Origin of the sequence: Nocardia sienata NBRC 100364 (assembly GCF_001613205.1) — a bacterium.
GTDB classification, from domain to species: domain Bacteria; phylum Actinomycetota; class Actinomycetes; order Mycobacteriales; family Mycobacteriaceae; genus Nocardia; species Nocardia sienata.
On the sequence record NZ_BDBX01000029.1, the window covers coordinates 112,275 to 137,858 of the forward strand.

Sequence of the window (25,584 nt, forward strand, 5' to 3'; positions counted from 1 at the left end):
TCACTTACCCGTCTTTCCGACCTTGCGGCGAACGACCTCACCGGCGTAGCGGATGCCCTTGCCCTTGTACGGGTCGGGCTTGCGCAGTCCGTGGATGACCGCCGAAATCTGGCCGACCTTCTGCTTGTCGATCCCGGATACGGAGAACTTGGTGGGCGATTCCACCGCGAAGGTGATGCCCTCGGGCGCCTCGATCGGCACCGGGTGACTGTAGCCGAGGGCGAACTCGAGGTTGCTGCCCTTCTGCTGCACGCGGTAGCCGACGCCGAAGATTTCCATCTTCTTCTCGTAGCCCTGGGTGACACCGGTGACCATATTGGCGATCAGGGTCCGGGTCAGGCCGTGCAGCGAGCGGCTGCGACGTTCGTCGTCCGGGCGGGAGACCACCAGGCGGCCGTCTTCCTGCGCGACACTGATCGGCTCGGCGATGGTCAGCGACAGCTGGCCCTTGGGGCCCTTCACCGCGACGTCCTGGCCGTTGATGGTCACTTCCACGCCCGCGGGAACCGCGACGGGATCTTTACCGATACGCGACATTGTCCGTACCTCCCCTTACCAGACGTAGGCGAGGACTTCCCCGCCCACTCCCTGCTTGGCCGCCTGGCGGTCGGTGAGCAGGCCGGTCGACGTGGAGATGATCGCCACGCCGAGGCCGCCCAGGACCTTGGGCAGGTTGGTGGATTTCGCGTACACGCGCAGACCCGGCTTCGATACGCGGCGCAGACCCTGCAGGCTGCGCTCGCGGCTGGGGCCGTACTTGAGGTCGACGACGAGGTTCTTACCCACGGTCGCGTCCTCGGTGCGGTAATCGGCGATGTAACCCTCGCGCTTCAGGATCTCGGCGATATTCGCCTTGAGCTTCGAATGCGGAGCCTTCACCTGATCGTGGTACGCCGAATTGGCGTTGCGCAGACGAGTCAGAAAGTCTGCGATCGGATCGGTCATGGTCATGGTTCGACCTCGACACCTTTCTCGCTGCGGTTCCCATACAACACCCACGCCAGTGGGCGTGGGCCGTGGGCCTACAGCAATTCGGCTGGTCCGGACGGCAGTCGCCGCCGGATGAGTTCGTATCGCCCGGGCAGCCGCGTCGGGCCGCCCACGGGCACAAAGGTGCCCTGGCAACCGGTCTAGTGTAGGAGCTGACTCGAGCAGGACAAAATCAGGGCCCCGGAACAATGCCCCGACCAGGCAATCCGGCCGCTGCGACGGAGAAAGGGAACTTCGAGGACCGGCACTCGGAGCACATCCGGCGGTAACGAAGCAACCAGGGCCCCGGAGCAGTTGTTCCGGGGCCCTGGTTCTGCTTGCGTACCGAAGCTCACCAGGAGCTCTTGTGCACCTCCGGCAGTTCGCCGAACTGCCCGGATTCCATATCGCCGGATGCGGCCGGCTCGGACAGCGGCTCGGCGCGCAGGTCCATATCGAGACCGTCCACATCGTGCTCGCCGATGTGCACCTGGGCCGTGGACGGCGCGTATCCGGTCGCCACGACCGTGTAGGTGCCCTCGTCCAGGTTCCCGAATGTATAGGCCCCGTCCGCGTCCGTGGCCACGGTCTCGATCACATTGCCGAGGGAATCGGTCAGGGTGACCCGGGCCTGCGCCAGCGGCCGGCCGCCGCCGCGCACCACGCCCGCCACCCGCACACCCGGGCGCAGCAGCACCTCGAGCAGGGCGGTGTCCCGGCTGCTCACCCGCGCCGACACCGCAGTCGGGTGGTAACCGAACGCGCTCACCGCCACGGTGAACTCGCCTTCGGGCAGGCCCGCGAGGTCGAATCCGCCGGTGGCGTCGGATTCCGCGGCCGCCAGCACCTCACCGCGCATATCCAGGGCGGTGACGGTGGCACCGGACACCGGGGCGCCGTCGCCGGTGCGCGCGACCGTGCCGGTGAGGCCGGCCAGCGTGGTGAGGGTGACGTCGTAGGAAACCGGGTTGCTACCCAGGATCGCGGTGGACGCGTCGGGGCGGCGGCCCTCGGCCGAGGCGATCAACACATACGTACCGGGGGCCGGAGCCGCGATCTCGTAGAAACCGTCCTGCCCGGACAGGGCCCGGCCCAGCTGCCGGCCCGAGGGCGAGATCAGGGTGAGGGTCGCGCCGATCACGACGACACCCCGTGCGTCGTACACCCGGCCGAACAGGATGGAGCCACTTCCGCTCGGCTGCGGCGCAGTTCCGGCCGAGGCGTTCGTGTCGGTTTCCGCGGCGGCGAAGGTCTCCGGTTCAGGTGCCGCGTGCCGCGGGGCCGCGGTGGGCACCGAACCGTTGGTCTCGGTCCGGTCCGCTTCGGCATCGTCGACGACCCGCTCGGCTTCCACCGAGAGACCGGCCGGAGCCGCGGGTACTGCCTGGGCCATCGCGTGCACGGTTTCGGGCTTCTCGGTTTCGGGCCGGGCACCCGCGACCGCGGCCGCCGCGGCGCGTTTGGCGGTCGGGATGGTCAATGCGATGACCGCGGCCGCCGCGGCGACACCGCAACCGATCAGGATGCCGACCTTGAAACCGTTCTCGGTGGGCACCGAGATCCCACCGGCGAAGGTGGTGCTCATCTCGGCCAGCACCGCGCCGATGGCGGCCGAGGCCACCGAGGTGCCGATCGAACGCATGAGGGTGTTGAAGCTGTTGGCGGCCGAGGTCTCGGTGATCGGCACCGCGCTCATGATCAGGGCGGGCATGGCGCCGTAGGCGAAGCCCACGCCCAGGCTGATGATGATCGCGCCGACCATCAGACCCCAGGGCTCGCCCATGAGCGGCACCGAGGCGCCGTAACCGGCCGCGATGATGATCGCCCCGAGGATGAGCGTCACCTTGGGCCCGGCCAGCGCGGACAGTTTCGCGCTGAGCGGCGAGGACAGCATCATCATCAGGCCGCCCGGCGCCATCCACAGACCCATGGCGACCATCGACTGGCCCAGGCCGTAGCCGGTGGCCTCCGGCAGCTGCAGCAGCTGCGGGAAGATCAGCGCCTGCGCGAACATCGACATACCGATGACGATCGACGCGGCGTTGGTCAGCAGGACCCTGGGACGGGCGGTGACGCGCAGATCGACCAGCGGATCACGCGAGCGCAGCTCCCACGCGCCCCAGAGCAACAGCACGACCACGGCGGCGACGAACAGGGAGATCGTCGTGACACTGGTCCAGCCCCAGCTCGCGCCCTTCGACACGGCCAGCAGCAGGCAGACCAGGGCAGCTCCCAGACCGAGTGCGCCCAGCACGTCGAACCGGCCGCGTTCGGCCCGCGGCGGTGTCGACGGCACCACCGCGAAGATCAACACACCGGCCACCGCCGCCAGCGCGGCGACGCCCCAGAACAGGTATCGCCAGCTGCTGTATTCCACGACCGCCGCGGCCAGCGGAAGCCCGAGCGCGCCACCGACGCCGAGCGAAGAACTGATCAGCGCGATACCCGAGCCGAGCTTGGCGGGCGGCAGCAGATCACGCAGGGCGGCGATACCGACGGGAATCAGGCCCACACCCATTCCCTGCAGACCACGGCCGATCAGCATGGGCCACAGCGAAGAGGACACCGCACAGATCACCGAGCCGATGACGAGGGGGACCACCGATCCCACCAGCACGGGCCGCTTACCGAGCAGATCACCGAGCCGGCCCGCGACCGGAGTCGTCACCGCGCTGGCCAGCAGGCTCGCGGTCACCACCCAGGTGGCGTTCGAGGGTTCGGTGTCCAGGATCTCCGGTAGCTGCCCGAGCAACGGCATCACCAGGGTCTGCGTCAACGACGCCACGATCCCGGCGTATGCGAGCACCGCCAGTACCGCCGCGGGGCGGACGACGGTTTCGGGTTTGGTCACGAGCGTGCTCCTCGATATTCGAAAGTCAGCCGATGTGCATAGTACACATAACATGCATGATGCAATCTAACCAATTCGCCGGTGCACTATTTCGCGCCGCCGCGGCCACACCGACGGCAACCGGCGACCCTCGGTCAGGATCCGGATAGCTGTTGCGCACTGCGCGTAGCGGCAGGCACCGGCCGGTGCGGCAGCGAGATGCGAGTGTCACCGACCGGGCTCGCCGGGCGACGTTCCAGCGCCGTGAACGCGCTGATCGCCCTGATACTGCACCATTGGGATCCGTGCAGTACACGCTCGCCGATATCCTGCCCTCCGTCGCCGCTTCCTTCGGCCTGAACTCGCCCGGCCCGCTCGGTCTCGTACCCAACCGGGACGTCGTGCTGCTGCTGATCGATGGCCTGGGTGCCGAACTGCTCGCGCGGCACCCCGATATCGCCCCCACGCTGACGGCACATCGCACCGCCACCCTCACCGCGGGATTCCCGGCGACCACCGCTACCAGCCTCACCAGTCTGGCGCTGGGCGCGCCGTGCGCGACCCACGGCATCATCGGCTACAGCTTCGCCGTACCCGGCCCCGGCGGGGCCCGGCTGTTCAACTCGCTGCGCTGGCGATTCGACTCCGCGACCGGCGACGACGCACGCGAGGCCTACCCACCCGAGTCGGCGCAACCGGCAACCAGCCGTCTACAGGACCTCGCCGCGCACGGCGTGGAGGTGCACTACGTGGTCCCGCGATACCAGATCCGTTCCGGGCTGACCCGGGCCGCTTTCCGGGCGCCGGGCGTCCTGCACCCCGCTGCCGATCTCGACGAGGTGCGAGCCGGGATCCTGGAGGTCGCCGATCATCCGGGTCTCGCGTCACGGTTCGCCTACGCCTATTTCCCCGGCCTCGATTCCACCGGCCACCTGCACGGACCCGAATCGCCCGAAGCCCTGGCCGTACTGCGCGATATCGACGCCTTCGCGGCCGAGTTGCTCGGCGAGCTACCGGCCACCTGCACGCTGCTGATCACCGGCGATCACGGGATGATCCACGCGGACAAGATGCTCGACCTGGACGCGAACGAGATGTTGCACCGCGAAGTACGCCTGATCGGCGGCGAGGCCCGGGTCCGCCACGTCTACGTCGAACGCGCCGCCGCGGCGGCCGACACGCTGGCGACGTGGCGGGACCTGTTGCGGGGGCACGCCCACGTGGTGACCCGCGAACAGGCACTCGACGAGCAGTGGTTCGGCCCGACCCCGCCGACCCCGGTCATCGCGAACCGAATCGGGGATCTGCTCGCCGTCGCCGAGGGCCGGACCGTACTGGTACGAGCGGAGCACGAACCGCTGGAGTCGGCCATGACCGGACACCACGGCGCCCGCACACCGGACGAACAACTGGTGCCGCTCATCGTGTCGCGGTGAGCGAACCCCACGGCTCGACAGGAGTTGGTGAAGCGGGCCTTCGGCACGCACTCCGCTACCGCACTCCCGCCCGTCAGAAACGGCCGCCGCGGCTGATCCGCCGCGATCCGCCCGATCCGCCGAACGACCCCGCCCGGTACCCGCCACGCTGACCGTGGCCACCGCCCATCCCACCACGCAGCATGCTGTCGATGAGGATGCCGCCCAGGATCGCGCCCGCCTGCGCCCCACCCGACGGCGGCCGCCGGACCTCCCAGGTCCGCACCCCGGCCTGCGCTTCCTGCAGTGCGCGACCGCCGAGGTCGGCGGCCCTACGCGCATGATCGAGCGCGGCGGCCGGGTCCGCCGTGCGCAACCGCTGTGCCTCGTCGAGGTGCCGCTGGGCCTCCGACAGCCGAGTGCGCGGCATGGCGTCCACCGCGCCCCGGCGGGTGGCGATGAAATCGGTGGCCATCCGGACCCGGGCGGCCGCGTCGCCGAGCGCTCGATCCAGCCGGCGCGCCAGATCCGCGGCGGCCCGCTTCCGGTTCCCGGCCGCGGCCAGCGCGCGATCCAGGTCGCCGTCCGCGGCGACCGCGTCGTGGTAGACCCCCAGGGGGTCGGCCGCCGCGGCAGTGTCCGCCCGCGCCAGCACGGCCTGGGCGGCGACGACGGCCGTCTCCAGTTCCGGGCCACCATGCTCGGTCAGCTCGGCCGCAGCACCGAGGTCGCCGCGCAACTCGTCGAGGACGGCGAGCAGGCCCGCCCGCGCCTGCTGGATATGAGCCGCCGCACCGTCCACGGCATCGAGCAGGGTGCGGGCCTGACCGATCGCTGCCTCGGCCGCCCGGATATCGGCGACCGCCCCGCCCTGTTCACCCACGGGCCGGGCGATTTCCCGGCGGCCGTCGCCGATGCAGTCGTCGGCGAAGGCGATCCGTTCCCGGGCCATGGTGACGTTGTCGGCGATCGGTGCGAGCGCACTGGCCGGATAGGCGCCCGCCAGCCGGGCCAGTTCGGCTTCCGATGCCGGGATACGGCCGGTGAGGTCGACGATATCGCGGGTCAGCGCGTCCAGGCGGGGCCCGGCGTCGATGAGCAGATCGCGCATCGCGTCGAACTCGGCGACACGAGCATCGAGTTCGCGGTCGGCGTGACCGGCGGTGGTGAGCAGATCGATCAGCAGTGTGCGCTGTTCGTCCGGCGTCTCCGGGACGGCGTCGTCGAGCCGCTGCCGGATCGCGAAGGCTTTCGCCGTGGCGGCGCGCGCGTTCTCCAGCGCGGTGCGGAAGGGCAGCACCGCGGGCTCGCCGAATTCCCCGACGGCCAGCTCCAGTTCCTCGGTACTGGTCCGGACCGCGTTGTCGAGTTCGACGAGGACCTCCCGCGACCGCGCGTGCAGCGCGTCGAGCGGCAGCGCCGCCAGCGCGGCGGGGTCGGTGGGATCGGTGCGCCGGGCCTGTTCGAGTTCGGCTCGGTCCCGGGCCCGCCGCCGGTAGCGCTGATACAGCAGCAGACCTGCCAGGGCGAGCACGATCAGCGCGCCGACGAGCAGCACCGGCCCGGTACTCACCCCGCCTCCGCTCATCGCCGCCCCGATCCCCGCCGCCGCGGCGACGCCCGCGTCGGCCCATCGGTTGTCGCGCAGCGCGGGTTCGACCTGGTCGGTGAGCAGCCGGTCGACCTCGGATTCGCTGACCCCGGCCGGGCGCTCGCCGTCGAAGGCGTAGGCGCGATCCCGGGTGGCCACGGCCAGCAGCAGATCCCGGTCACCGAATCCGGATTGCCGCGCGGTCTGCGCTGCCCACTCCGGTGGGCTGTAACCGGCGAAATCGCCCACGTAGGCGACCCAGAGCCGCACCTTGTGTTCGACGTAGAGGGTGTCGACCGCCGCTCGCACGCGCTGGATGTCATCGGCGTCGAGCGCGCCGGCCGAGTCGGTGACATAGGTGTCCATCCGGGTCGGCTGCTCCGCGGCCGCGCCCGGCGCCGCCACCGCGGTGACGCACACCAGGCCGAGCACGAACCACGCGATCCGGCGCAGCGGATGATTCGAGGTCGGCATGTCACCGAATGTAGCGTCCGCGATCCGCTGGTCGCGGTGTCCAGGCCCGAACAGCCGAAACTGCGTTGCGCGGAGTCCGGCGCACCCACACGATGTGGTCATGCCGTCCTTCGCCGATTTCGACCGCCGCAACTATCGAACAGTCGATGTCGCCACCGGATATGACGGGTGGGCCCCCACCTACGAGCAGACCGTGCTCGACGATATGGATCTCGCGCTGCTCGACCGCCTGCGCCGGCCGGCGTGGTCGCAGGTGCGCCGGGCAGCCGACCTGGGTTGCGGAACCGGCCGCACCGCCGCCTGGCTGCGTGAGCGCAGTACAGCACAGATCGACGGCATCGACCTCAGCGAAGGGATGCTGCTCCGCGCCCGGCAGCGCGGTCTCCACACCGCACTCTCCCGCGGCGATGTCCGCGATACCGGATTCCCCGGCGCTGCCTACGATCTCGTGATCTCCTCGCTGATCGACGAGCATCTGCCCGATCTCACACCCCTCTACATCGAAGCACGCAGGCTGGCCGCACCCGGCGGCGTATTCGTCCTGGTCAGCTACCATCCGCAGTTCATGATGGTCACCGGTATGCCCACCCACTACACCGGCCCCGACGGCGAACCCCTGGCCATTTCCACCCACCTGCACACCGTCGGCGATCATGTGACGGCCGGGATCGCGGCGGGATGGCAACTCGCCGAACTCACCGAGAGCGCGATCGACGACGTGTGGATCGCCGCGAAGCCCAAGTGGGCGCATCTGCGCGGACATCCGTTCACCATGGCGTCGGTGTGGATCTGACCGAACTCACCCCGGCCGTACGCACCGGACCGCCCGGCCGGCATCGGGTCGAGCCGGCCGGGCGGTGATCAACCCCGGATCAGCGGGTCACGGTGACGCTCACCCCCGGCGGCGCCGCGATCGGCTGGTCGATGATGACCGACAGGGTCGAACCCGGCTGGTGCGCCGCCCGGCCCGCGTACTCGGTGATGCTCTCCCCGAGACGCTGTTTCGCCTCCGGGGTGAAATTGGGCGGCAGTGCGCCGAGCGCAGGGCCGAGATTCAGGGCATCGATAGCGCGGGCCTCAGTGTCGGTGAGGTGTACGGTGACCGCTTCCTCGGATCGATCGATCGACAGAGCCGAAGCCGGTCCACTCCCGAGAAAGAGACAGCCGGCCGAGGCCGCGAGGACGGTCAGTGGAAGGTGGAATCTCACGAGTTATCTCCTGTGTAGTCGTCTGATCCGATGTGTCCGATGTGCTATTTCGCCGCCGTGGACGGCAGCCGGCCGGGTCCTTGTCCGCTCTGCGACCGAGGGCCGAGCCGGGTGTGTGAAGGCTTTCCGTTCGGCGCGTTCCTTTCTCGGGGGCCCGACGCCGGGGCGGGTGCGCCCGTTCCCGGACGACTCCGTCGGCGCCTCTGGGGTGCGCGAAGTCCAATCGACCGGTTTCGCCGAGCACGAAGCGCGTAGCGACGGAGTGGGGGGACAGTCGTTCGCGAGCGGACGCCAGGCGCGGCCATCGGTGCGGACCGGAACCGGCTTCCGGCCGCCAACTCGGCAGAGCTCACGAGCCGACACCTGTGATCGCCTGTGTACGGGCGTCACCTCAACGCACCTGTCTCCGGCTCCGGCGACCCGGCGTCGGGGCAGCTCTCACCGGCAGATGGGTGTCGGCCCAACTGCCCTGCGGAGGACTGTCATCTCCGGCAGACGCAGAGACTGAGCAGTATCTCTTCCCCGGTCGGGGCTACCCCGGATGCCGGTAACGCCCTCGGCGATACCCGTAAGGTGGAATTCGACAGGCCCACAACGAAGCCCAGAAAGAGCAGCGCGACGGGCCATAGATCGTCGAGCCGGGGGCGCGGCACCGCGGCCCGCACGCAGGCGTAGCGGCAGTGCACGGATTGCCCACCCGTTCCATCGGGCCGCTCGACCTCCGGCTCGGCCGAATTGTTCAGCGCGACAAAGGAAGACACGAGCGACACATAGGTGGTCTCACGCGGATCCACCATCCGACCGTCGCGAACCTCGAGCGTCAGTACCACCGCGGCGAAGACGAGCACGAGCACGAGCAGCAGCTCCGGCGCCCGCGCGATATGCCTCACAGTCGCCGATACTAACCGACCGCGCCATGCCCGGTTTATCCGGTTCCCTTCCCCCTGGAACGAATTCGTCTATGCCGCAACGACTACCGCGACGCGCCGTTGGCGCCCGTATCGCAGATCCATCGAGAATCGGCCCGGCCCGGCAATGGATCCGCCTCGGCACCGGCCGGCGAATCCGCTGTCGAACGAGTCCCTCGCACGGTGAGCGGGTGTTCGATCACTTCCGGAAGCGGCATGCCCGCAGGCGAGCCGACCGCGAACGGCGGAGTCGAACCGGAGAGACTCACATAACCGCCCACGCTCTCGCGGACGGAAAGACCGGCATGGCCCGGGGTACGCGTATACGCCGCGCGCGGCGGGTTATCGCGATCGGTTCGAGTCGGCCATCCGAATCGGTTCCAGGATTGCACGACCAGTTCGAAGTAATCGCTCCGGATCTCGGATGGCGCCTCGATCACCCAATACGCCATATCGAAGAACTCGGCGGCGAAATCTTTTGCGGGAAGCGTCACACCCGCATGCAGGTGCGCGTGCGGAAGCTCAGGGTGAGAAAGCGCCAACGCCGACCCGACCGGCAGTGTCCGCAATGTGAGCACGAAATATCGGTAGAGCTGTTCGCGCGCGGCCCACTGGGTCGGTTCGGAAGTCATACAAGCATCCTCACTTCGAACGATTCGCAACTCGTCGCTGTCACTGTAGCCAGGCAACCTGATCCCTGTGGCCGGTCATTATGAGACCGATACTTCGCGAGGAAGGATTGGCAGAGCTCAGGTAATTGTCCACCTCATGGTCCAGCAGATTCAACGAGTTGACGCCACGCGCCGATCCGGCCGCGAAATTAGGGGCGCCGTACTCGGAATCGGTGGGCCTCTTGTCGTGCGTATCCGGCATGTGCTGCAGCGGATCGTTGGGAGCCAAGGCCGCGGAGACATGATCGGCGGTACGCGCGGGCTCCACACCCGCAAGTCTCAGATCGCTGACATGACCCACACCTGTTCCCCAACTACCGAAGAAGATCAAGTCGTCGGTGTCCAGCGTATGTCCATGGCCTGCGGCGTGGCCGGCCAGAACACTGCCGTAGGAGTAACCGATCGTGGTGGTGTGCGCCGGCGGTCCCTGATGTGTCACCCGCAACCCGTCGTGATAGCTGCGTACTGCGGCGGCACCGTCCGCGGCGAACTGCGGAAACATCGTCTCGGTGATCGTAGTGGGGTTGTCGTAGTTGCCCCAGAAAGTCACCGACGTCATGGCCTTGGGGTCGGCCAGCGCGGCCGACTGCCGTATCTGCGTAATCGTATCCTCGGCGAATCCGACGGCATTGAAATTATTGGCAGGCTGTAGGAAAACCACCGAGTGGTCGGCTAGGTCGGGGTTACCGCGGGATATCACAAACCGACCGTCTTCGTCCAGATGGGAGAGCAGGTACGGTCGGCCGCCCAGCAGGCTTTTCAGGTCGTCATAGAGTTCGGCACGCTTTCGATCTCCGGCGAGATGGGCCTCCACCTGCAGCCGATCCAAATTCTGCCTGTTGTAGATATCGCGTTCTTTCTGCGGTATCCCGTCCGTGTTTCCGATGAAGAAATCGGCACGAAACCGCTCTTGCTTCTCCGCTGCGGACAGTCCGGACCACCATCGGTGCACAGCTGCCGGACTTTCGCGTATGCCACCGACCGAGAGACGGGACGCGGTACTCGGGGCAGGAGGCGTAACACTCATCAAACGCTTCAGCACACTGTTGTTGTCCGCGTCGGCGATCATCAACTTGTGCTCTCCGCGTAGCAAGACCTCCCGGGTCCTCCGGTAAAGGGTTTCGGAAATGCCCTCACCCATCTCACCGATAATTCTGTTCAGCCGCTCGGCGAGCAAGTGTGCATCGCGAATTCCGCTACCGATTCCCAAGGGAAAGATATTCGAAAAATCCCCGTCCGGGCCGAATCTGTTCAACCCGACTCCTCGCCGGTAGACCGATGCCTGCTCTGCAGGCGACCTGCGTGCCCGGCGACCACACGACAACGGGGACGCTCGCCCCGCCACCGCGGTATCGACGCGACCACGGTCACGAGCTCATTGTGCCAGATCGGAACAACCCCCGCGGTCGCAGGACGAAACCATCCGAGCCGGCGGGCCGCTACCACCGCCGGTCCGGATCGGCCTCCTCCTGCGTGTCGAGCGGGTGTCCGATCGACTCCGGCAACGGCGGTCCGGCCGGCGAACCGGCTGCGAACGGCGGAGTCGTACCGGACAGGCTCATATCACCGTCCGCGTTCTCCCGGATCGAAAGCCCGAATCGATCAGGAGTGCGCGTGTAGCCCGCGCGCGGCGCCGAATCACGGTCGGTTCGTGTCGGCCAACCGGCCCGGGTCCAGGAGGCCACGACCAGATCGAAACAGTCTCCGGCAGCTTCGGGGCCGATACCGGTGACCCAATATGAGATGTCGAATGCCTCCGCCGGGGCGTCCGTTTCGGTATCGGTGCGGGGAAGAACAACGCCGCCGTGCAACCGCGCCTGCGGAATATCCGGGTGGACCAGTGACAATGCCGCTCCGACCGGGAGCAGCCGCAGCGTTCGCTGCAAATACCCGTACAACACCTTCCGCGCCTCGGCCTGAGTCCCTCCGGAACTGTTTCGAACGTCCATCATCTACTCCCTGTTGCAGTCCCCTCCGGCCGCGGCACTCACGAAACGAGGTGGCCACGACCGGTTATGATAAGCGCAATATTTCCTGAAGCCGGATTTTCGGAGCGCATATACGCTTCTGCCATATGATCCCAGTGGTTGAAATGGCCGGGCAGAATCGATGTGGACTGCAACACCGTAGCGCGGAAATCCGAACTGGTGGGCTGCGGTCCGTGCGTGCCCGGCATCAGTTGTACGAAATCGCTGTCGGTTATCGTCGCGAAAACCCGCTCGGCGGTGCGTTCGGGCGCGACACCGGTCAGCCTGAGATCACCGACGTGGTTCACGCCGGTTCCCCAACTACCGAGAAACAGGATGTTGTCGGTGTTCAATGTCGCGCCGTGACCGGCGCTGTGGCCCGCCAGCACGCTCGCGTAGGAATGGCCGATCGTGGTGGTGTGCGCCCCGCCCCTTTCATGCGTCGCCCGCAAACCCTCGTGATATTCACGCACCCGGACAGCACCGTCCTGGGCGAACGCCGGGAACATCGCCTCGGTCATCGATTGGGGTTGATCGTAGTCTCCCCAGTAGGTCACCGCGGTTCGCTGACGAGGCGCAGCGAGTACCGCCAGATCCCGGAACTGCCGCGCAGTGGGTACCGCATAGGGAAGCTGATTGAGTCCGCGGCCTGCGGGTTGCAGCAATACCACCGTGTTGTCCGCGAGGTCCGGGTTGTCCAGTGATATCGCGATCCTCCCTCTGTCGTCCAGATAGGAGAGGTAGAAGCGCGGCTCTTCCTGATCTGAGCCACGCAGCAGTTTCATTATTTCTGCATAATTCTCATCCTCGTCCAGATTCCCGGATCGAGCCTTCAGATCGATGAGATTGCGCCGGTTGTAGAAATCTCGATCCGCATGAGGGATACCGTCCCGGTTTCCGAGAAAAGGATCCCGGCGAAATAATTCCTCCCGGTCGGATCTGGACAGACCGCTCCATGCCTCCCGGAGTTGCCGCGGATCGCGCGGCAGGCCGATATCCGGCACCGCCGCCCTGGACGGCGCCGACGGCGGCCCTTGCTCCAGAAGTGCCCGTAGCAACCGGTCGTTGTCCCGTTCGGCGATAATGAACTGCTCGTTTCCCCGAAGCACCGCATCGCGAGTTCTGCGATACAAACTGTCGGAAATCCCTCGGCCCATCTCCTGAACGACTCGGTCCAGGCGCTGAGCGATCAGCCTCGCCTGAAGGATTCCGGGATGGTTCGCCTGTAAGAAAGCATCGATCTCGCTGGGCCTCGAGCGGAAGTGGACCATGTACTCACCTCGGCGACCAGCTGGCAGGGCCCGGCCGGAGGTGACCACACTTTCGTCGGGGGCGCACAGCCCCGACAGTCCAGCGGTGGTCCATCGAGCAAGTGTCCCAGACTGTTCAAATCTCCGCATAGTGGACAGATCCGGCGTGCAGGTACCCGCCGGTATAGCCCCCAAGACGGCACCGGCGATGCTCGGCACCGGGGGCGTCGAGGAACACCTCGGCGGACAACCGGAGCCGCCCGTAGGTGGCGGCGCTCCCCAACGCTGCGCAGCGACCGATCATCATCCGCCGGGTAACGTCGACGACCGGCGGGAAACGCGCGAAGGACCCGAGCCGAGGCTCGGGTCCTTCGCTGCGTTATGGGATCCCGGATCGGCGAACCGTCCGGGATCTGCTCACCAGGAGCTCTTGTGCACGCCCGGCAGCTCGCCGCGGTGCGCCATTTCGCGCAGGCACACGCGGCACAGGCCGAACTTGCGGTACACCGCGTGCGGCCGGCCGCAGCGCTGGCAGCGGGTGTAGGCGCGGACAGCGAACTTCGGCTTGCGGTTGGCCTTGTTGACCAGTGCTTTCTTGGCCATGTCTCAGTTCTCCTTGAACGGGAAGCCGAGGTGCTTCAGCAGGGCACGGCCTTCTTCGTTGTTGGTCGCGGTGGTGACAACGGTGATATCCATACCGCGCGGACGGTCGATCTTGTCCACATCGATCTCGTGGAACATCGACTGCTCGCTCAGGCCGAACGTGTAGTTGCCGTTGCCGTCGAACTGCTTGGGCGACAGGCCGCGGAAGTCGCGGATACGGGGCAGGGCGATCGAGACCAGGCGGTCCAGGAACTCCCACATCCGGTCGCCGCGCAGGGTGACCTTGGCGCCGATCGGCATACCCTCACGCAGCTTGAACTGCGCGATGGACTTGGTGGCCTTGCGGATCTGCGGCTTCTGGCCGGTGATCAGGGCCAGGTCGTCGACCGCGCCGTTGATCAGCTTCGCGTCGCGGGCAGCGTCACCGACACCCATGTTCACCACGACCTTGACCACGCCCGGGATCTGCATGACGTTGGCGTAGTTGAACTCGTTGTTCAGCGCGTCCTTGATCTCTTCGCGGTAGCGCTGCTTGAGCCGGGGCTGCACTTTCTCGGTGGTGGTCATATCAGATGTCCTTCCCGTTCTTACGGGAGATCCGAACCCGCTTGCCGGTTTCTTCGTCGGTGCGGTAGCCGATCCGGGTCGGATTACCGTCCGAGTCGACGACCATCACGTTGGACACGTGGATGGGCGCTTCCTGGGTCACGATTCCGCCCGAGGAGGCGCCACGCAGGTTCGCGGAGTTCGCGACGTGCTTCTTGATCCGGTTCACGCCCTCGACCAGGATCCGGTTCTCCTTCGGGAAGGCCTGGATGACCTTGCCCTTGGCGCCCTTGTCCTTGCCCGAGACGACGAGCACGGTATCGCCCTTGTGCACCTTCATGTCAGAGCACCTCCGGGGCCAGCGAAACGATCTTCATGAACTTCTTGTCGCGCAGCTCGCGCCCGACCGGGCCGAAGATGCGGGTGCCGCGCGGGTCGTTGTCCGCCTTGATGAGCACGGCGGCGTTCTCGTCGAAACGGATGTAGGAACCATCCGGACGGCGCCGTTCCTTGGTGGTGCGCACCACGACGGCCTTCACGACGTCACCCCGCTTGACGTTGCCGCCGGGGATGGCGTCTTTCACAGTGGCGACGATGACATCGCCGATACCGGCATAGCGGCGCGACGAACCACCGAGAACGCGGATGCAGAGGATCTCCTTGGCACCCGTGTTGTCGGCGACGCGCAGCCGCGACTCCTGCTGAATCACTTCAGCCTCCTCGACCTGGACGATAAGCACGCCGGATTGCCGACCCGACGGGCATGGTCTGTCACCATCCGAACGCGCGCCTACCAGCGGTTCTGTACGATCTCGACGATCAACCACCGGGGGTTCGCGGCCGAATCGCGGGCACCGGGCCCACAGGCAACCGGTCAAGGATAGCGAACCCCCAGCTCAAACCGAAATCGAGGCTGTGTTTATTTGCGCGCCTCCGGCGCGGGTCGGGGCCCTGTGACCCCGATTCTTCCCTCCTCCGCTCAGTCGCTGCGCTCCTTCGCTCCGTCGGTCCAGAATCGGGGGCGGGCCCCGACCCCTGAGGTAGACCATCCGGAATAGACGGAAGGTCCATGCTGTCGTGCGCCTCGACCAGCCTGGGGAGGTTCACTTCACTGTAAGTGCTCAATGGTCGCCATTCTCTGGACTGTCGACGGCACACGCTCAGTCGCTGCGCTCCTTCGCTCTGTCGCTCCAGAACCGGGGGCGGGCCCCGACCACCGAGGTAGACCGTCCGGAGTAGACAGAAGGCGCACGCTGTCGTGCGCCTCGACCAGCCTGGGCAGGCTCACATCACTGTAAGTGCTCAATGGTCGCCATTCTCTGGACTGTCGACGGCACACGCGGAGCCCGACGGTCGAAGGCCACGACCCGGGGGCCGGGTCGGTCCGTGTCGCCCGGCGCGACGTCGGGGTGGGGCGCCGGTAGCCTCATGGGGCCGGTTCGCCTAGAGAGGTGCGGGTCCCGCATCGGGGAGAGGTTTCGTTGAAATCATCGGATCGTCGATCGATGCTCGATCGCCGTGGGTTCCTGGTCGCGCTGGGGCTGGCGCCCGCGGCCGCGTGGCTGGCCTCCTGCTCCGAGGCGCAACCCATCAAGCTGGTGACCGTCGATATGAGCGGTTCCGATCCGGCGATCCGGCCCCAGGACGATCTCTACCGGCACGTCAACGGTAAATGGCTGCGCGAATACCAGCTGCCGCCGGACAAGACCTCCTACGGGGCGTTCAGCGAGGCGGGGGAACGCACCCAGCAGCAGTTGCGGGAGATCATCGAGAGCATCAGCGACCCGGAGGACGGGACCGAGGCCCAGCAGATCCGCGACCTCTACGACGCGCGGATGGATCTGGACGAGATCGAGCGGCTGGGCCTGACGCCACTGGATTCGATGTTCGCCGAGATCGAGGACGCGAAGGACAAAGCGGCTCTCGCCGAGGTGATGGGCCGGCTGCCGATCGGCGGGCTGATCGGCATCGGGGTGAGTATCGATCAGAAGAATTCCTCGGCCTATATCCCCGCGATCGGCCAGTCCGGGCTGGGCCTGAACGAGCAGTACTATCGCGATCCGCAGTTCGCCGAGGAACTGGCCGGCTATCGGACCTATCTGGAACGCCTGGCCAAGGGCGCGGATATGCCCGACCCCGCCGGGGTGGCCGGCCGGCTGCTGGATCTGGAGACCCGGATCGCCGCCGCCCACTGGGACAATGTGCGCAACCGCGACGCGGAGGCCACCTACAACGTCTTCGATTGGGACAAGGCCACCGCTCTGGCCCCGGAATACGACTGGGACCCGTGGCTGCGCGGTATCACCGACCGGCCCAGAGATCTGTTCGCGAAGGTCGTGGTGAACCAGCCCTCCTTCGTCACCGAGGCGGGCAAGATCTGGGCGGCGACCGATAGCGCGATCTGGCGCGATTATCTGAAACTCGCGGTGCTCAAGACTTACGCGAACGTGCTGCCGAAAGAGATCTCCGACGCCAACTTCGATTTCAACGGGCGGCTGATGTCCGGGCTGAAGCAGCGGCCCGAGCTCTGGAAGTCCGCCGTTGGCTCGGTGGACAGTAATTTGAGCGAACAGCTGGGCAAGCTGTACGTGGACAAGCATTTCCCGCCCGAGGCCAAGGAACGGGTCGTTGCGATGGTCGACGACCTGATGGCGGCCTACCGGGAGAATTTCGCCAACTCGACCTGGATGTCACCGGAGACCCGCAAGGCCTCGATCGAGAAATTGGACAAGATAGGCACCAAACTCGGCTATCCCGACAAGTGGGTGGACTACTCCGGGTTGAAGGTCACCCGCGGCAAGCTGATCGAATCCTTGCGCGCCATCAACGATTTCGAGGTGAAGCGGTCCTTCGACCGGCTGGGGAAGCCGGTGGACAAAGCCGAGTGGAGTGCCTCACCGCAGACGGTGAACGCCTACTATTCCGCCACCAACAACGAAATCGTATTTCCCGCTGCGTTCCTGCAGCCGCCGTTCTTCGACTCCGACGCCGAGATCGCGGTCAATTACGGCGGGGTCGGCGCGGTGATCGGGCACGAGATCGGGCACGGTTTCGACGACCAGGGTTCCAAGTTCGACGGGGACGGTAACCAGCGCGACTGGTGGACCCCCGCCGACCGGGACGCCTTCGACGCCAAGTCCCAGGCGCTCATCGAGCAGTACAACACCCTGGTCCCCGAGGGGCTGTCCCCAGAACAGCATGTGAACGGCGCGCTGACTGTCGGCGAGAACCTGGCCGACCTGCGCGGGCTGCAGATCGCGCTGGCCGCCTACCGGATCGCCGAGCAGCGCCAGGGCGTCACGAATCCCGACTACCACACCATGTTCAATTCGTATGCGCGGATCTGGCGCTCCAAGTCGACCCCCGAGGTCACCGAACGGCTGCTCGCCGGTGACACCCATTCTCCCGACGAGTTCCGGGTGAACCAGGTGGTCCGCAATATCGCGGAGTTCTACCGAACCTTCGGAGTGGTGGAAACGGACAAACTCTTCCTGCCCGAGGACCAGCGCATCGAGCTGTGAGCACGGCGGGGAGCGGTCCGGCCGCTCCCCGGCGCCACGGCCCGCGGCTCAGGGAACGAAGATTTCGGCCGAGCCGGGCACGTGCGGCAGATTCGAAGCGACCTCGATAGCGACGCGACCGAAGCCGGGGCGGATCTGCCAGGCGGAGCAGACCCAGATGTCGCAGCCGGGACTGCCTACGGTTTCCCGGATCTGGTGGGTTCCGGTGGCTCCGGTGTCCAGGTTGCGCCAGCGGACGATGAGGTCGAACGAGCACGCACCGGACAGACCGGAGATACCGAACAAACTGGATACCGGAGGCACCGAGATGCCGACGGTTCCGGGTTCGGACCCGTTCCACGCGGTTACCTGCACTTCACCGACGCACAGACCGCTGGACAGCGTCCGCAGTGGCGTGGTCTGTACCGATTCCGCGTGCGCTGGCGCCGCCAGACCGATCAAACCGGCCACGACGGCGCCGATAATGCTGAGAGGCAGGGTAATTCGACGCATACTCGCACGCTACGTGCGGCCGCCCGCCGGCGGGAGACCCGAGAATTACCGGCACGGAGCCCAGAGCCCGTCTGTAGCCCGGCCGCAAACCGACTGTGGGGGGGCGGGAGCAGCCCGCCCGCGGTCCTTTCTCCCGTTCCGGACTCAGCTCTCGGCCGCCTTGCGGTAGCCGCGCACGGCCAGCGCCCCGAACACCGCGACCGAGCCCACCGCCCAGGCCACGGTCTGCGCCAAGGGTGTGGCGATCGGCCCGCCCAGCAGGAAACCGCGCATGGCCTCGATGGCACAGCTCATCGGCTGCCCCCGCACGATGGGCTGCAGCCAGTCCGGATAGTTCTCCAGCGGCACGAAGCCGGAATTGAAGAACATGCCGACCAGCACCACGATCGCGAATACCTGCACGGCCTGACCACCGGCCCGGCTCACGCCGACCGCGACCACCAGCGGGGTGAAGCCGGCGACCACGATCACCGGGACCGCGAGCACGCCCAGCACCCCGGCCCAGCCGTTGTCGAACCGCAGACCCAGCAGCACCCCGACCACGACCACCAGCAGGGTCGCGACCGCGGCCCGCGCGCATTCGGCGATCAATCGGCCCAGCAGCGCACTGGCCCGGTGTACCGGCAACACCCAGAAGCGACGCAGCAAACCGCTGCGCCGCTCGCCGAACAAAGACTCCCCGGTGCCCATGGCGCCGTACATCGCGCCCGCGACGGCGATCAGCGGGACGAAACCGTACAGCGGTTCCGCGTCACCGGGGACGCCGAGCGTACGGCTGAGCACCAGTTCGAACATGAGCAGCAGCAGAATCGGCAGTACCAGCGTGGACGACAGCACCTCCTGCTGGCGACTCCAGCGCCGCAGCAGCCGACCGCTCTCCACCAGCGCCTGATCCAAGAATGTTGTCACCGCCGCTTCCTTTCCGTCCATACCGCCAGGGCCGCGCCCACCAACAGCAGACCAGCGACCCAGGCCACGGCCACCGGCAGTCCTTCCGGATACCGCCCGTCGGCGAGCCCACGCAGCGCGTCGGCCACCTGGGAGACGGGCTGGTTGCGGACAAACGGCTGGACCCAGCCCGGAAAGCCCTCGGCCGGGACGAAACCGGTGGAGATCATGACCAGCAGCAGCTGCGGTACGAACAGCACCGTGGCGCCCACCTGCGGATTGGCCGTCGCGGTACCGAGCGCGTCGGTGGCCAGCATCATCGCCACCCCGAAGCCGAGCACCAGCGCCAGGAACACCAGGGCGGGGACGAGACCGTGGAAGCGGAAGCCGAACAGGGCACCGATCACCAGCGCGCCGCAGATCGCGGTGATCGCCCGGGCCAGGTTCGCCGAAACCCGGGCGGCGGGCGGCACCCAGGACGCCACCGGCATGGCCCGCAGCCGGGTACCCATACCGCCGGCCACCTCCCGTGCCGCGCGGTCGCCGGCGAACATGGAGCTGAAGAACATGGCGTGCACGACGATCAGCGGCAGCAGATACTGCGCGTAGTCGACACCGCCGGCCTCCACCGATTTCCGCAGCGGCACATAGAAACAGACGAAGAAGGTCAGCGGCGCGGCGAAAGCGAGGATCAGATCGCCCTCCCGCACGGCCGCCCGGATCGACCGCTCGCTGAGCGCGGCCCACTGCGAACCGGGCGGAAAACGCAGGCCCTCCGCCGGGCCCGACTCGCCCATGCTGTTCTCATCGGGCACGAGCGAAGGCCCTGCGTGGTCACGCTTCGCTACCGCCTCCGGGCCCGAACCGCTCATGCTGCCTTCATCGGGCACGAGCGAAGGCCCTGCGTGGTCACGCTTCGCTACCGCCTCCGGGCCCGAACCGCTCATGCCGTGACCTCTACCGCGTCGGGCTGCTCGTCGCCCGTGGTGAGGCGGATGAACACCTCATCCAGAGAAGGCCGGCGCAGCGCGATATCGATCAGCTCGATATCGGCCTCGGTGAGCCGGGCCAGCGCGGCGGTCAGGGTGGCGGCGCCGTCGGGGGCGGGCAGCGACACCCGGTCGGCGGAATCGGCGACGGTGCACTCCGACAGCGGCGACAGCGCGGCCACCACGGCGGGCACATCGCCGGGATCCACCGGCACGACCTCGCAATAGCTCGAACCCGAACGCGCCTTGAGCACATCGGCGGTGCCCTCCGCGATCACCGTGCCCTTGTCGACCACGATGATGTTGTCGCTCAGCGCATCCGCTTCCTCCAGGTACTGGGTGGTGAGCAGGATGGTCACCCCCTGGGCCTTGAGCTCGCGCACGAGTGCCCACAGCTGCTGCCGGCTCACCGGGTCCAGGCCGGTGGTGGGTTCGTCGAGGAACACCACGCGCGGCGAACGCACCAGCCCGCACGCGATATCGATACGCCGGCGCATACCGCCGGAGTACTGCCCGACCCGCCGGTCGGCCGCTTCGGTGAGCGAGAACCGTTCCAGCAGTTCGTCGGCGCGCTGCCGGGCGGCCCGGCGGCGCAGGCCGAGCAGTCGCCCGAACAACACCAGGTTCTCCCGGCCCGAGAGCATTTCGTCCAGCGCCGCGTACTGGCCCGTCAGCATGATCGATTTCCGCACCTCGGCGGCATCGTGGACGACGTCGTACCCGGCCACCACCGCCCGGCCCGAATCCGGGCGGATCAGAGTGGACAACACCGAGACCGTGGTGGTCTTCCCGGCGCCGTTGGGCCCGAGTACACCGAGCACGCTTCCGGCCGGTACGCGGAAGTCTATTCCGCGCAAGGCTTTCACCTCGCCGAACGACTTCACGACGGACTCGACGACTATCGCGTCGCCGGAGTCCGCCCGTTTCTCTGACATCGTGTTCTCCATTCGATGTTCCCCGCCGGTCCGGCGAGTTCCCGTGCACATCCGCCGGCTGCCTAGGCGTCGCGCACGGCGGCGAAAACGCGCTGATCCAGCAGCGCCAACGGATGATCGGCCTCCGGCAGCACCACCACCGGGCGCAGGCCCGATGCCGCGAGCTGCCCCACCCATTCGTCCTCGGTCAGGAAGATCCGGTCGGTTCCCGCCCGCACATCGGTCGCCCCGGCGTGCGGCTGCCCGGGCGCGGGCGACATCAGGAAGTGCACCGAGGTCAGCAACTGGCTGTGTGCCACCACGGTCTCGATGAACACCACCGCGCCCGCGGGGTTCAGCAACTCGCGCAGTTCGCGCAGCGTACGGCCGATGTGATGCGCGTTGTGCAGCACATTGGAGGCGATCACGAGGTCGTAGCGCGGCTGCTGCGCGAGATCGGCGTTCATGTCCACGAGGGCGAACCGCATCCACGGACGGTCGGCGAACCGCCTGCGCGCCGCGTCGAGGAAGAAATTCGACACATCGGTGAAGTGGTATTCCACGGGCAGACCGTTGAGCCCGGCCACCACATCGTCGGTGGTTCCACCGACACCCGCGCCCAGCTCCAGGATCCGCACCGGCGACCGGTCCGCACGCAGGCGGTCGACCACCCCGGCGACGAGCTCGCGCGCGGCGTGGTTGAGGTAGCGGCTGATCGCGTTCTCGCGATAGGTCGCTTCCGCGGTGACCATATCCCCGCCCGGGAACAGCAACTCCTGTACCCGCATCCGGTCCTGGATCAGTTCGGTGAGGTGTCCGTTCGTACCGCTCACGAAGGTGGCCAGTTCCGGTGCGTAGCCGAGATCGGTGCACGCCTGCACGAGTTCGTTCCTCGTCGTGGGCGGCAGCTCCCGTTCGTAGCGGTAACCGCTGTCCGGGTCACCGGTCAGGGTGCCGTGGCGGGCGAGTTCCTGTAACCACTGCCGCAGCAGCCAGCGATGCCGGGCCGCGACCTGCAGCCGTTCGGTGATGTCCTCGACGCTGTGCACGGCCCGGTCCCGCAGTACCGGTTCCAGGGCGCGGAGCATGGCGCGCGCCCCGAACAGGTCGAGGTCGCGCCGGGCGGAGCGGAGCCGCTCGGCATCCAGATCCGCGGGGACGACCTGTTCGGCCGCCCGCCGGGCCCGGGCGACGAGGTCGTCCATACCCAGGGGTGCGGCGGCCACCGGATGCGACGCGGCGGGCGGCGGCGTGCCGGGCGGCGGCGTGGCGGGGGCCGAGGTCGCCGGGAGCGCGGTCGCGGGCTGCCGCAGCGCCGGCCGCTCCCCCACCAGCCGGACCACGTCGTCGAGTGTGGCACCGCCGACGAGGTCGCCGACCGGCAGTTCGTACCCGTATTCCTGATGGACGCGGCGGCGCAGTTCCAGGGCCTGCAGAGAGTCCAGGCCGAGCGCGACCAGCGGTTTGGTCGTATCGATGGAATCGAGATCGTCCTCGCCGAGGACCTCGGCGAACAGTTCCACGATCCGGCGGACCGGAGAGACGGCCGGACCGGCGGGGAGCGGGGCCGGTTCCAGGACGGCCGCGGTGGCCGCCGGGGTGACCAATCCGGACAGCAGCGGACCGTGACCGAACGCCCCGAACACCGCGCGGCCGCGGTCCCAATCGAAGGCGGTGATCACCGCGTTGCCGGTGAGTCCGCTCAGTCCCAGCGCGATGGCATCGGCCGAACGCATCGGCAGGTACCCGACCTCGGCGAGTTTGGAGATAGCGGCGGCGCCGACCCCTTCGTGGACCGCCCACTGACCCCACTGCACCGATACACAGTTCACGCCCGCGGCACGTAACCGGTACGCGAGAGCGTCCAGCATCCGGTTGGCCGCCGAGTAGACGACGGTGCCGCGGCCACCCAGGGTCGCGGCCAGCGAGGAGCACAGCAGCACCCGGGCGTCCGCGGCGAGCGGGAGCGCGTCGAGCACAGTGGTGAGACCACCGACTTTGGCGCGCAGCAGCTCGACCACCCTCGCGTAGGTGATCTCGGTCAGTTCGATGCCCTCGATGCCCGCGTAATCGGCGGCGGCGTGCAGGACCAGATCGGCCGGGGCATCACCGAACTCGGCCGCCAGGGCACGCACCGCGGCGGGGTCACCGATATCGGCGGACAGCACCCGCACAGTGGCACCGGTCGCCCGGATCGGCGCCAGTTTGCGGGTCACCTCCGCCGTTTCGCCCGAGCGGCCGACGAGTGTGATCCGCCGGGCACCGGCCCGCGCGAAATGCGCGCAGAACTCGAGCCCGACCTTGCCGGTGCCGCCGGTGATCAGCGCATTCCGCGGTACGGCGAGTGGATCGGCGCCGGGCTCGGTCTCGGTCAACCGCTTGGCGTAGATATTCCCCTCGCGTATCGCCAGTTCGGCCTCGTCGGCGGTGTGCAGTGCCGCGAGCACCGCCGGGGCCGTCTGCGCGGTCGCGGCGGCGAGGTCCAGATGCCGGAATGCGATGCCCGGATACTCGGCACCGGCCGACCGGAAACCGGCCGCGGCCGCAGCCGGTACCGGATGCGGTTCGTCACCGGGTACCACCGCTTCGCCGCCTACCGTGACCAGCCAGAAGTCGGCCACCCCGGCGTCCGGTTTCGACCACCAGGCGCGGGTGCCGAAGAATTCCGCGACCGCTTCGCTCATATCCTCGTCCGCGGCCGCGGGCAACAGGACGACCACGGCGTCGATACCCACCAGGTCGCCGCCGGCCTCGGTGGTGACGAGCCGGGCGGTCGCCCCGTGGTTCTCGGCCTGCGCGCAGAGCGCTTCGGCCAGTTCGGCGCAGGCACCGGAGGCGTCCACCAGCCCGATGGCGCGCGGCGCCAGCAATTTCCGGCGGGACAGCCGGGTCCACTCCTCGACGAGCAGCTGAGCGGGTACCACCCGCTCCGGGGCCGCGACCGCGACCGGAGTCACCGGCGCCGGCACGGCGACGGCCGGTCGGGGCGCCGGTGCGGGATCGGATCCGAGCGTCAACCACAGCCGCTGCCGGCTCATCCGCATATTCGGGAAATCCAGGAGCGGCGGGCGGGGGGTGTCGCCGGTGTCCGTGGCCAGTGCCGACCACCGGTAGTGCTGGTCGTTCACCGCCAGCGTCGCCAGGTTGCGGGTGAACAGCGCGAGATCGGTGGCGGTCCGGCTCGAGGTGCCGGTGACCGTGGTCTCGGCCGGAGCGGCCAGAGTTTCCAGGTTCTCTCGTAGCGGGAGCTGCAGGGTGGGATGTTCGGCCAGCTCCACGAACGAATCGGCCCCGGCCGCCACCGCGGCCGCGATCGCCCGGTCGAACCGGACGATATTGCGCAGATTCCAGAACCAGTAGTCGTCCAGCGTCGTCTCGGCCGGGAACGCCTCGCCCAGCGTGGCACCGAACGCCGCGATCGGGCTGTCCCGGAAGGACCGCTCGGTCAACCGGTCGGCCAGACCCGCGCGCAGATCGGCCCGCAGACTGTTGACCATACCGGTGTGCGCCGGGTACCGGACCCGGATGACCCGGCTGAACCGACCGGCCTCGGCGAGCGTGTCGACCACCTCGCAGACCACCGCGCGATCGCCGGAAATACCCACCATGCGCGGCGAGTTGACCACCGACACCTCGGCCCGGCCGGACCGCCGGGCGAGCAGGGCCTCGGCCTCTTCGCGGTCGGCCTCGACGACCGCCATGGCGTAGTCCTCGGGCGCGATCCGGTCCACCGCTTCGGCCCGCGCCCCGACGACCAGCAGCGCGTCGCGGCGCGTCATCTTCCCGGACACATAGGCCGCGGCGATCTCGCCCTGGCTGTGCCCGACCACCGCGGCGGGTTCCACACCGGCCGACCGCCAGAGTGCCGCCAGGCCCGCCATCTGCAGGAACAGCGCGGGCTGCACGGTCCGCGCCGAATCATCGGCGGCCACCGAATCGTCGAGCAGGTATTCCAGCGGCGCGTCCCCGAACAGTTCGGCGAACTCGGCGGCGCAGCGGTCCACTTCGTCGCGATAGGCCGGGGCCCGGTCGTAGAACACCGCGCCCATGCCCGGTCGCTGCCCACCCTGCCCCGGGAAGACGAAGGTGTGCTTACGGGCGATCACCGCACTGCCGCGGATCACCGCGGGGTGTTCCCGTCCGGCCGCGACCGCCGCCGACGCCGCGGCCAGGGTCTGCCCGTCGTCCACGAGCACCAGGGCCCGGTGCCGGCGGGCCACCCGGGTCCGGAAGAGCATATCGGCGATCTCGCCCGCGGTGACCGCGGTGTGTTCGCGCGCGTAGGCCCCGATCGCCGCCGCCTCCTCGCGCAGCAGGTCCGGCGTATCCGCCGACAGCAGGACCGGAA

Annotated in this window: 22 protein-coding genes and 2 pseudogenes; 3 read left to right on the plus strand and 21 right to left on the minus strand. The window is 68.0% G+C overall.

The genetic code is table 11. The annotated features are described in order from the left end of the window. The 4 genes and pseudogenes from rplF to NS4_RS33425 form a co-directional block, all read right to left on the minus strand. Positions 1-537: a 50S ribosomal protein L6 gene (gene rplF, locus NS4_RS16990; protein ID WP_063060509.1), complete on the minus strand. Its 537-nt coding sequence runs from the start codon at positions 535-537 to the stop codon at positions 1-3. Between the two features lie 15 nt (positions 538-552). After that, positions 553-951: a 30S ribosomal protein S8 gene (gene rpsH, locus NS4_RS16995; RefSeq protein WP_039822465.1), complete on the minus strand. Its 399-nt coding sequence runs from the start codon at positions 949-951 to the stop codon at positions 553-555. Between the two features lie 370 nt (positions 952-1,321). Next, positions 1,322-2,362 (minus strand): MSCRAMM family protein, encoded by a 1,041-nt coding sequence (locus tag NS4_RS33420; RefSeq protein WP_245665472.1) that lies wholly within the window; start codon positions 2,360-2,362, stop codon positions 1,322-1,324. A 6-nt stretch (positions 2,363-2,368) separates the two neighbouring features. Beyond that, positions 2,369-3,820, minus strand: a pseudogene (locus tag NS4_RS33425) (MFS transporter); the annotation flags it as partial. Between the two features lie 284 nt (positions 3,821-4,104). Between NS4_RS33425 and NS4_RS17005 the strand changes: the two are divergent. Beyond that, the gene (locus tag NS4_RS17005; RefSeq protein ID WP_063060551.1) at positions 4,105-5,235 is read left to right on the plus strand and encodes an alkaline phosphatase family protein; all 1,131 of its coding nucleotides are present in this window, start codon (positions 4,105-4,107) and stop codon (positions 5,233-5,235) included. Between the two features lie 73 nt (positions 5,236-5,308). On the opposite strand, the gene NS4_RS33655 is transcribed toward NS4_RS17005, so the two are convergent. Continuing rightward, a complete protein-coding gene (locus tag NS4_RS33655; RefSeq protein WP_063060510.1) occupies positions 5,309-7,279 on the minus strand; it encodes a TPM domain-containing protein in 1,971 nt (656 codons plus the stop codon). Positions 7,280-7,379: 100 nt separating this feature from the next. Here NS4_RS33655 and NS4_RS17015 point away from each other — a divergent pair, with 100 nt between their 5' ends. Further along, complete coding sequence (locus NS4_RS17015) at positions 7,380-8,072, plus strand: class I SAM-dependent DNA methyltransferase (RefSeq protein ID WP_063060511.1); 693 nt, start codon at positions 7,380-7,382, stop codon at positions 8,070-8,072. A gap of 79 nt (positions 8,073-8,151) precedes the next feature. Here NS4_RS17015 and NS4_RS17020 read toward each other — a convergent pair whose 3' ends face one another. The 10 genes from NS4_RS17020 to rplN all read right to left on the minus strand — a co-directional run bounded on the left by NS4_RS17020 (position 8,152) and on the right by rplN (position 15,142). Further along, a complete protein-coding gene (locus tag NS4_RS17020) occupies positions 8,152-8,487 on the minus strand; it encodes a hypothetical protein (RefSeq protein ID WP_063060512.1) in 336 nt (111 codons plus the stop codon). Between the two features lie 482 nt (positions 8,488-8,969). Then, entirely contained in the window at positions 8,970-9,377 is a 408-nt protein-coding gene (locus NS4_RS17025; RefSeq protein ID WP_063060513.1) for a hypothetical protein, read from the minus strand. A gap of 83 nt (positions 9,378-9,460) precedes the next feature. After that, a complete protein-coding gene (locus NS4_RS17030; RefSeq protein ID WP_063060514.1) occupies positions 9,461-10,027 on the minus strand; it encodes a hypothetical protein in 567 nt (188 codons plus the stop codon). Positions 10,028-10,067: 40 nt separating this feature from the next. Beyond that, positions 10,068-11,321: an alpha/beta hydrolase gene (locus NS4_RS17035; protein WP_157106092.1), complete on the minus strand. Its 1,254-nt coding sequence runs from the start codon at positions 11,319-11,321 to the stop codon at positions 10,068-10,070. Between the two features lie 184 nt (positions 11,322-11,505). Next, on the minus strand, positions 11,506-12,018 hold the full coding sequence (locus NS4_RS17040) for a hypothetical protein (protein WP_157106093.1): 513 nt from the start codon (positions 12,016-12,018) through the stop codon (positions 11,506-11,508). A gap of 35 nt (positions 12,019-12,053) precedes the next feature. After that, positions 12,054-13,304, minus strand: a complete 1,251-nt coding sequence (locus tag NS4_RS17045) for an alpha/beta hydrolase (protein WP_169811771.1) — start codon at positions 13,302-13,304, stop codon at positions 12,054-12,056. A 396-nt stretch (positions 13,305-13,700) separates the two neighbouring features. Then, on the minus strand, positions 13,701-13,886 hold the full coding sequence (locus NS4_RS17050) for a type Z 30S ribosomal protein S14 (RefSeq protein WP_014349101.1): 186 nt from the start codon (positions 13,884-13,886) through the stop codon (positions 13,701-13,703). Between the two features lie 3 nt (positions 13,887-13,889). Then, positions 13,890-14,453: a 50S ribosomal protein L5 gene (gene rplE, locus NS4_RS17055; RefSeq protein ID WP_063060518.1), complete on the minus strand. Its 564-nt coding sequence runs from the start codon at positions 14,451-14,453 to the stop codon at positions 13,890-13,892. A 1-nt stretch (position 14,454) separates the two neighbouring features. Next, positions 14,455-14,772: a 50S ribosomal protein L24 gene (gene rplX / locus NS4_RS17060; RefSeq protein WP_039822452.1), complete on the minus strand. Its 318-nt coding sequence runs from the start codon at positions 14,770-14,772 to the stop codon at positions 14,455-14,457. A 1-nt stretch (position 14,773) separates the two neighbouring features. Continuing rightward, entirely contained in the window at positions 14,774-15,142 is a 369-nt protein-coding gene (gene rplN / locus NS4_RS17065) for a 50S ribosomal protein L14 (protein WP_014349098.1), read from the minus strand. A gap of 795 nt (positions 15,143-15,937) precedes the next feature. Between rplN and NS4_RS17070 the strand changes: the two genes are divergently transcribed. Beyond that, on the plus strand, positions 15,938-17,953 hold the full coding sequence (locus NS4_RS17070; RefSeq protein WP_063060519.1) for a M13 family metallopeptidase: 2,016 nt from the start codon (positions 15,938-15,940) through the stop codon (positions 17,951-17,953). Positions 17,954-18,001: 48 nt separating this feature from the next. Here the strand turns inward: NS4_RS17070 and NS4_RS17075 are convergent, their stop codons facing one another. The 6 genes and pseudogenes from NS4_RS17075 to nbtC form a co-directional block, all read right to left on the minus strand. Next, the gene (locus tag NS4_RS17075; protein WP_157106094.1) at positions 18,002-18,445 is read right to left on the minus strand and encodes a hypothetical protein; all 444 of its coding nucleotides are present in this window, start codon (positions 18,443-18,445) and stop codon (positions 18,002-18,004) included. A gap of 144 nt (positions 18,446-18,589) precedes the next feature. Continuing rightward, positions 18,590-19,354 (minus strand): ABC transporter permease, encoded by a 765-nt coding sequence (locus tag NS4_RS17080; protein WP_063060552.1) that lies wholly within the window; start codon positions 19,352-19,354, stop codon positions 18,590-18,592. Beyond that, on the minus strand, positions 19,351-20,130 hold the full coding sequence (locus NS4_RS17085; RefSeq protein WP_063060521.1) for an ABC transporter permease: 780 nt from the start codon (positions 20,128-20,130) through the stop codon (positions 19,351-19,353). The genes NS4_RS17080 and NS4_RS17085 overlap by 4 nt, the downstream gene beginning before the upstream one ends. Positions 20,131-20,276: 146 nt before the next feature. Then, positions 20,277-21,257 carry a daunorubicin/doxorubicin resistance ABC transporter ATP-binding protein DrrA gene (locus NS4_RS17090; RefSeq protein WP_063060553.1) on the minus strand — a complete coding sequence of 327 codons (981 nt, stop codon included), beginning with the start codon at positions 21,255-21,257 and terminating at the stop codon, positions 20,277-20,279. A 62-nt stretch (positions 21,258-21,319) separates the two neighbouring features. Further along, positions 21,320-22,441: a class I SAM-dependent methyltransferase gene (locus NS4_RS33895; RefSeq protein ID WP_157106096.1), complete on the minus strand. Its 1,122-nt coding sequence runs from the start codon at positions 22,439-22,441 to the stop codon at positions 21,320-21,322. A 132-nt stretch (positions 22,442-22,573) separates the two neighbouring features. Continuing rightward, a pseudogene (gene nbtC, locus NS4_RS17095) lies at positions 22,574-25,552 on the minus strand (nocobactin polyketide synthase NbtC); the annotation flags it as partial. Positions 25,553-25,584: the final 32 nt, after the last annotated feature.

Bases quoted from the DNA above. Each gene is read 5' to 3' on its own strand.
- rplF (WP_063060509.1), bottom strand. From the start codon at position 537: ATGTCGCGTATCGGTAAAGATCCCGTCGCGGTTCCCGCGGGCGTGGAA.
- rpsH (WP_039822465.1), bottom strand. From the start codon at position 951: ATGACCATGACCGATCCGATCGCAGACTTTCTGACTCGTCTGCGCAAC.
- NS4_RS33420 (WP_245665472.1), bottom strand. From the start codon at position 2,362: ATGGCCCAGGCAGTACCCGCGGCTCCGGCCGGTCTCTCGGTGGAAGCC.
- NS4_RS33655 (WP_063060510.1), bottom strand. From the start codon at position 7,279: ATGCCGACCTCGAATCATCCGCTGCGCCGGATCGCGTGGTTCGTGCTC.
- NS4_RS17015 (WP_063060511.1), top strand. From the start codon at position 7,380: ATGCCGTCCTTCGCCGATTTCGACCGCCGCAACTATCGAACAGTCGAT.
- NS4_RS17030 (WP_063060514.1), bottom strand. From the start codon at position 10,027: ATGACTTCCGAACCGACCCAGTGGGCCGCGCGCGAACAGCTCTACCGA.
- NS4_RS17040 (WP_157106093.1), bottom strand. From the start codon at position 12,018: ATGATGGACGTTCGAAACAGTTCCGGAGGGACTCAGGCCGAGGCGCGG.
- NS4_RS17045 (WP_169811771.1), bottom strand. From the start codon at position 13,304: ATGGTCCACTTCCGCTCGAGGCCCAGCGAGATCGATGCTTTCTTACAG.
- NS4_RS17050 (WP_014349101.1), bottom strand. From the start codon at position 13,886: ATGGCCAAGAAAGCACTGGTCAACAAGGCCAACCGCAAGCCGAAGTTC.
- rplE (WP_063060518.1), bottom strand. From the start codon at position 14,453: ATGACCACCACCGAGAAAGTGCAGCCCCGGCTCAAGCAGCGCTACCGC.
- rplX (WP_039822452.1), bottom strand. From the start codon at position 14,772: ATGAAGGTGCACAAGGGCGATACCGTGCTCGTCGTCTCGGGCAAGGAC.
- NS4_RS17070 (WP_063060519.1), top strand. From the start codon at position 15,938: ATGCTCGATCGCCGTGGGTTCCTGGTCGCGCTGGGGCTGGCGCCCGCG.
- NS4_RS17075 (WP_157106094.1), bottom strand. From the start codon at position 18,445: ATGCGTCGAATTACCCTGCCTCTCAGCATTATCGGCGCCGTCGTGGCC.
- NS4_RS17085 (WP_063060521.1), bottom strand. From the start codon at position 20,130: ATGGGCGAGTCGGGCCCGGCGGAGGGCCTGCGTTTTCCGCCCGGTTCG.
- NS4_RS17090 (WP_063060553.1), bottom strand. From the start codon at position 21,257: ATGTCAGAGAAACGGGCGGACTCCGGCGACGCGATAGTCGTCGAGTCC.
- NS4_RS33895 (WP_157106096.1), bottom strand. From the start codon at position 22,441: ATGGACGACCTCGTCGCCCGGGCCCGGCGGGCGGCCGAACAGGTCGTC.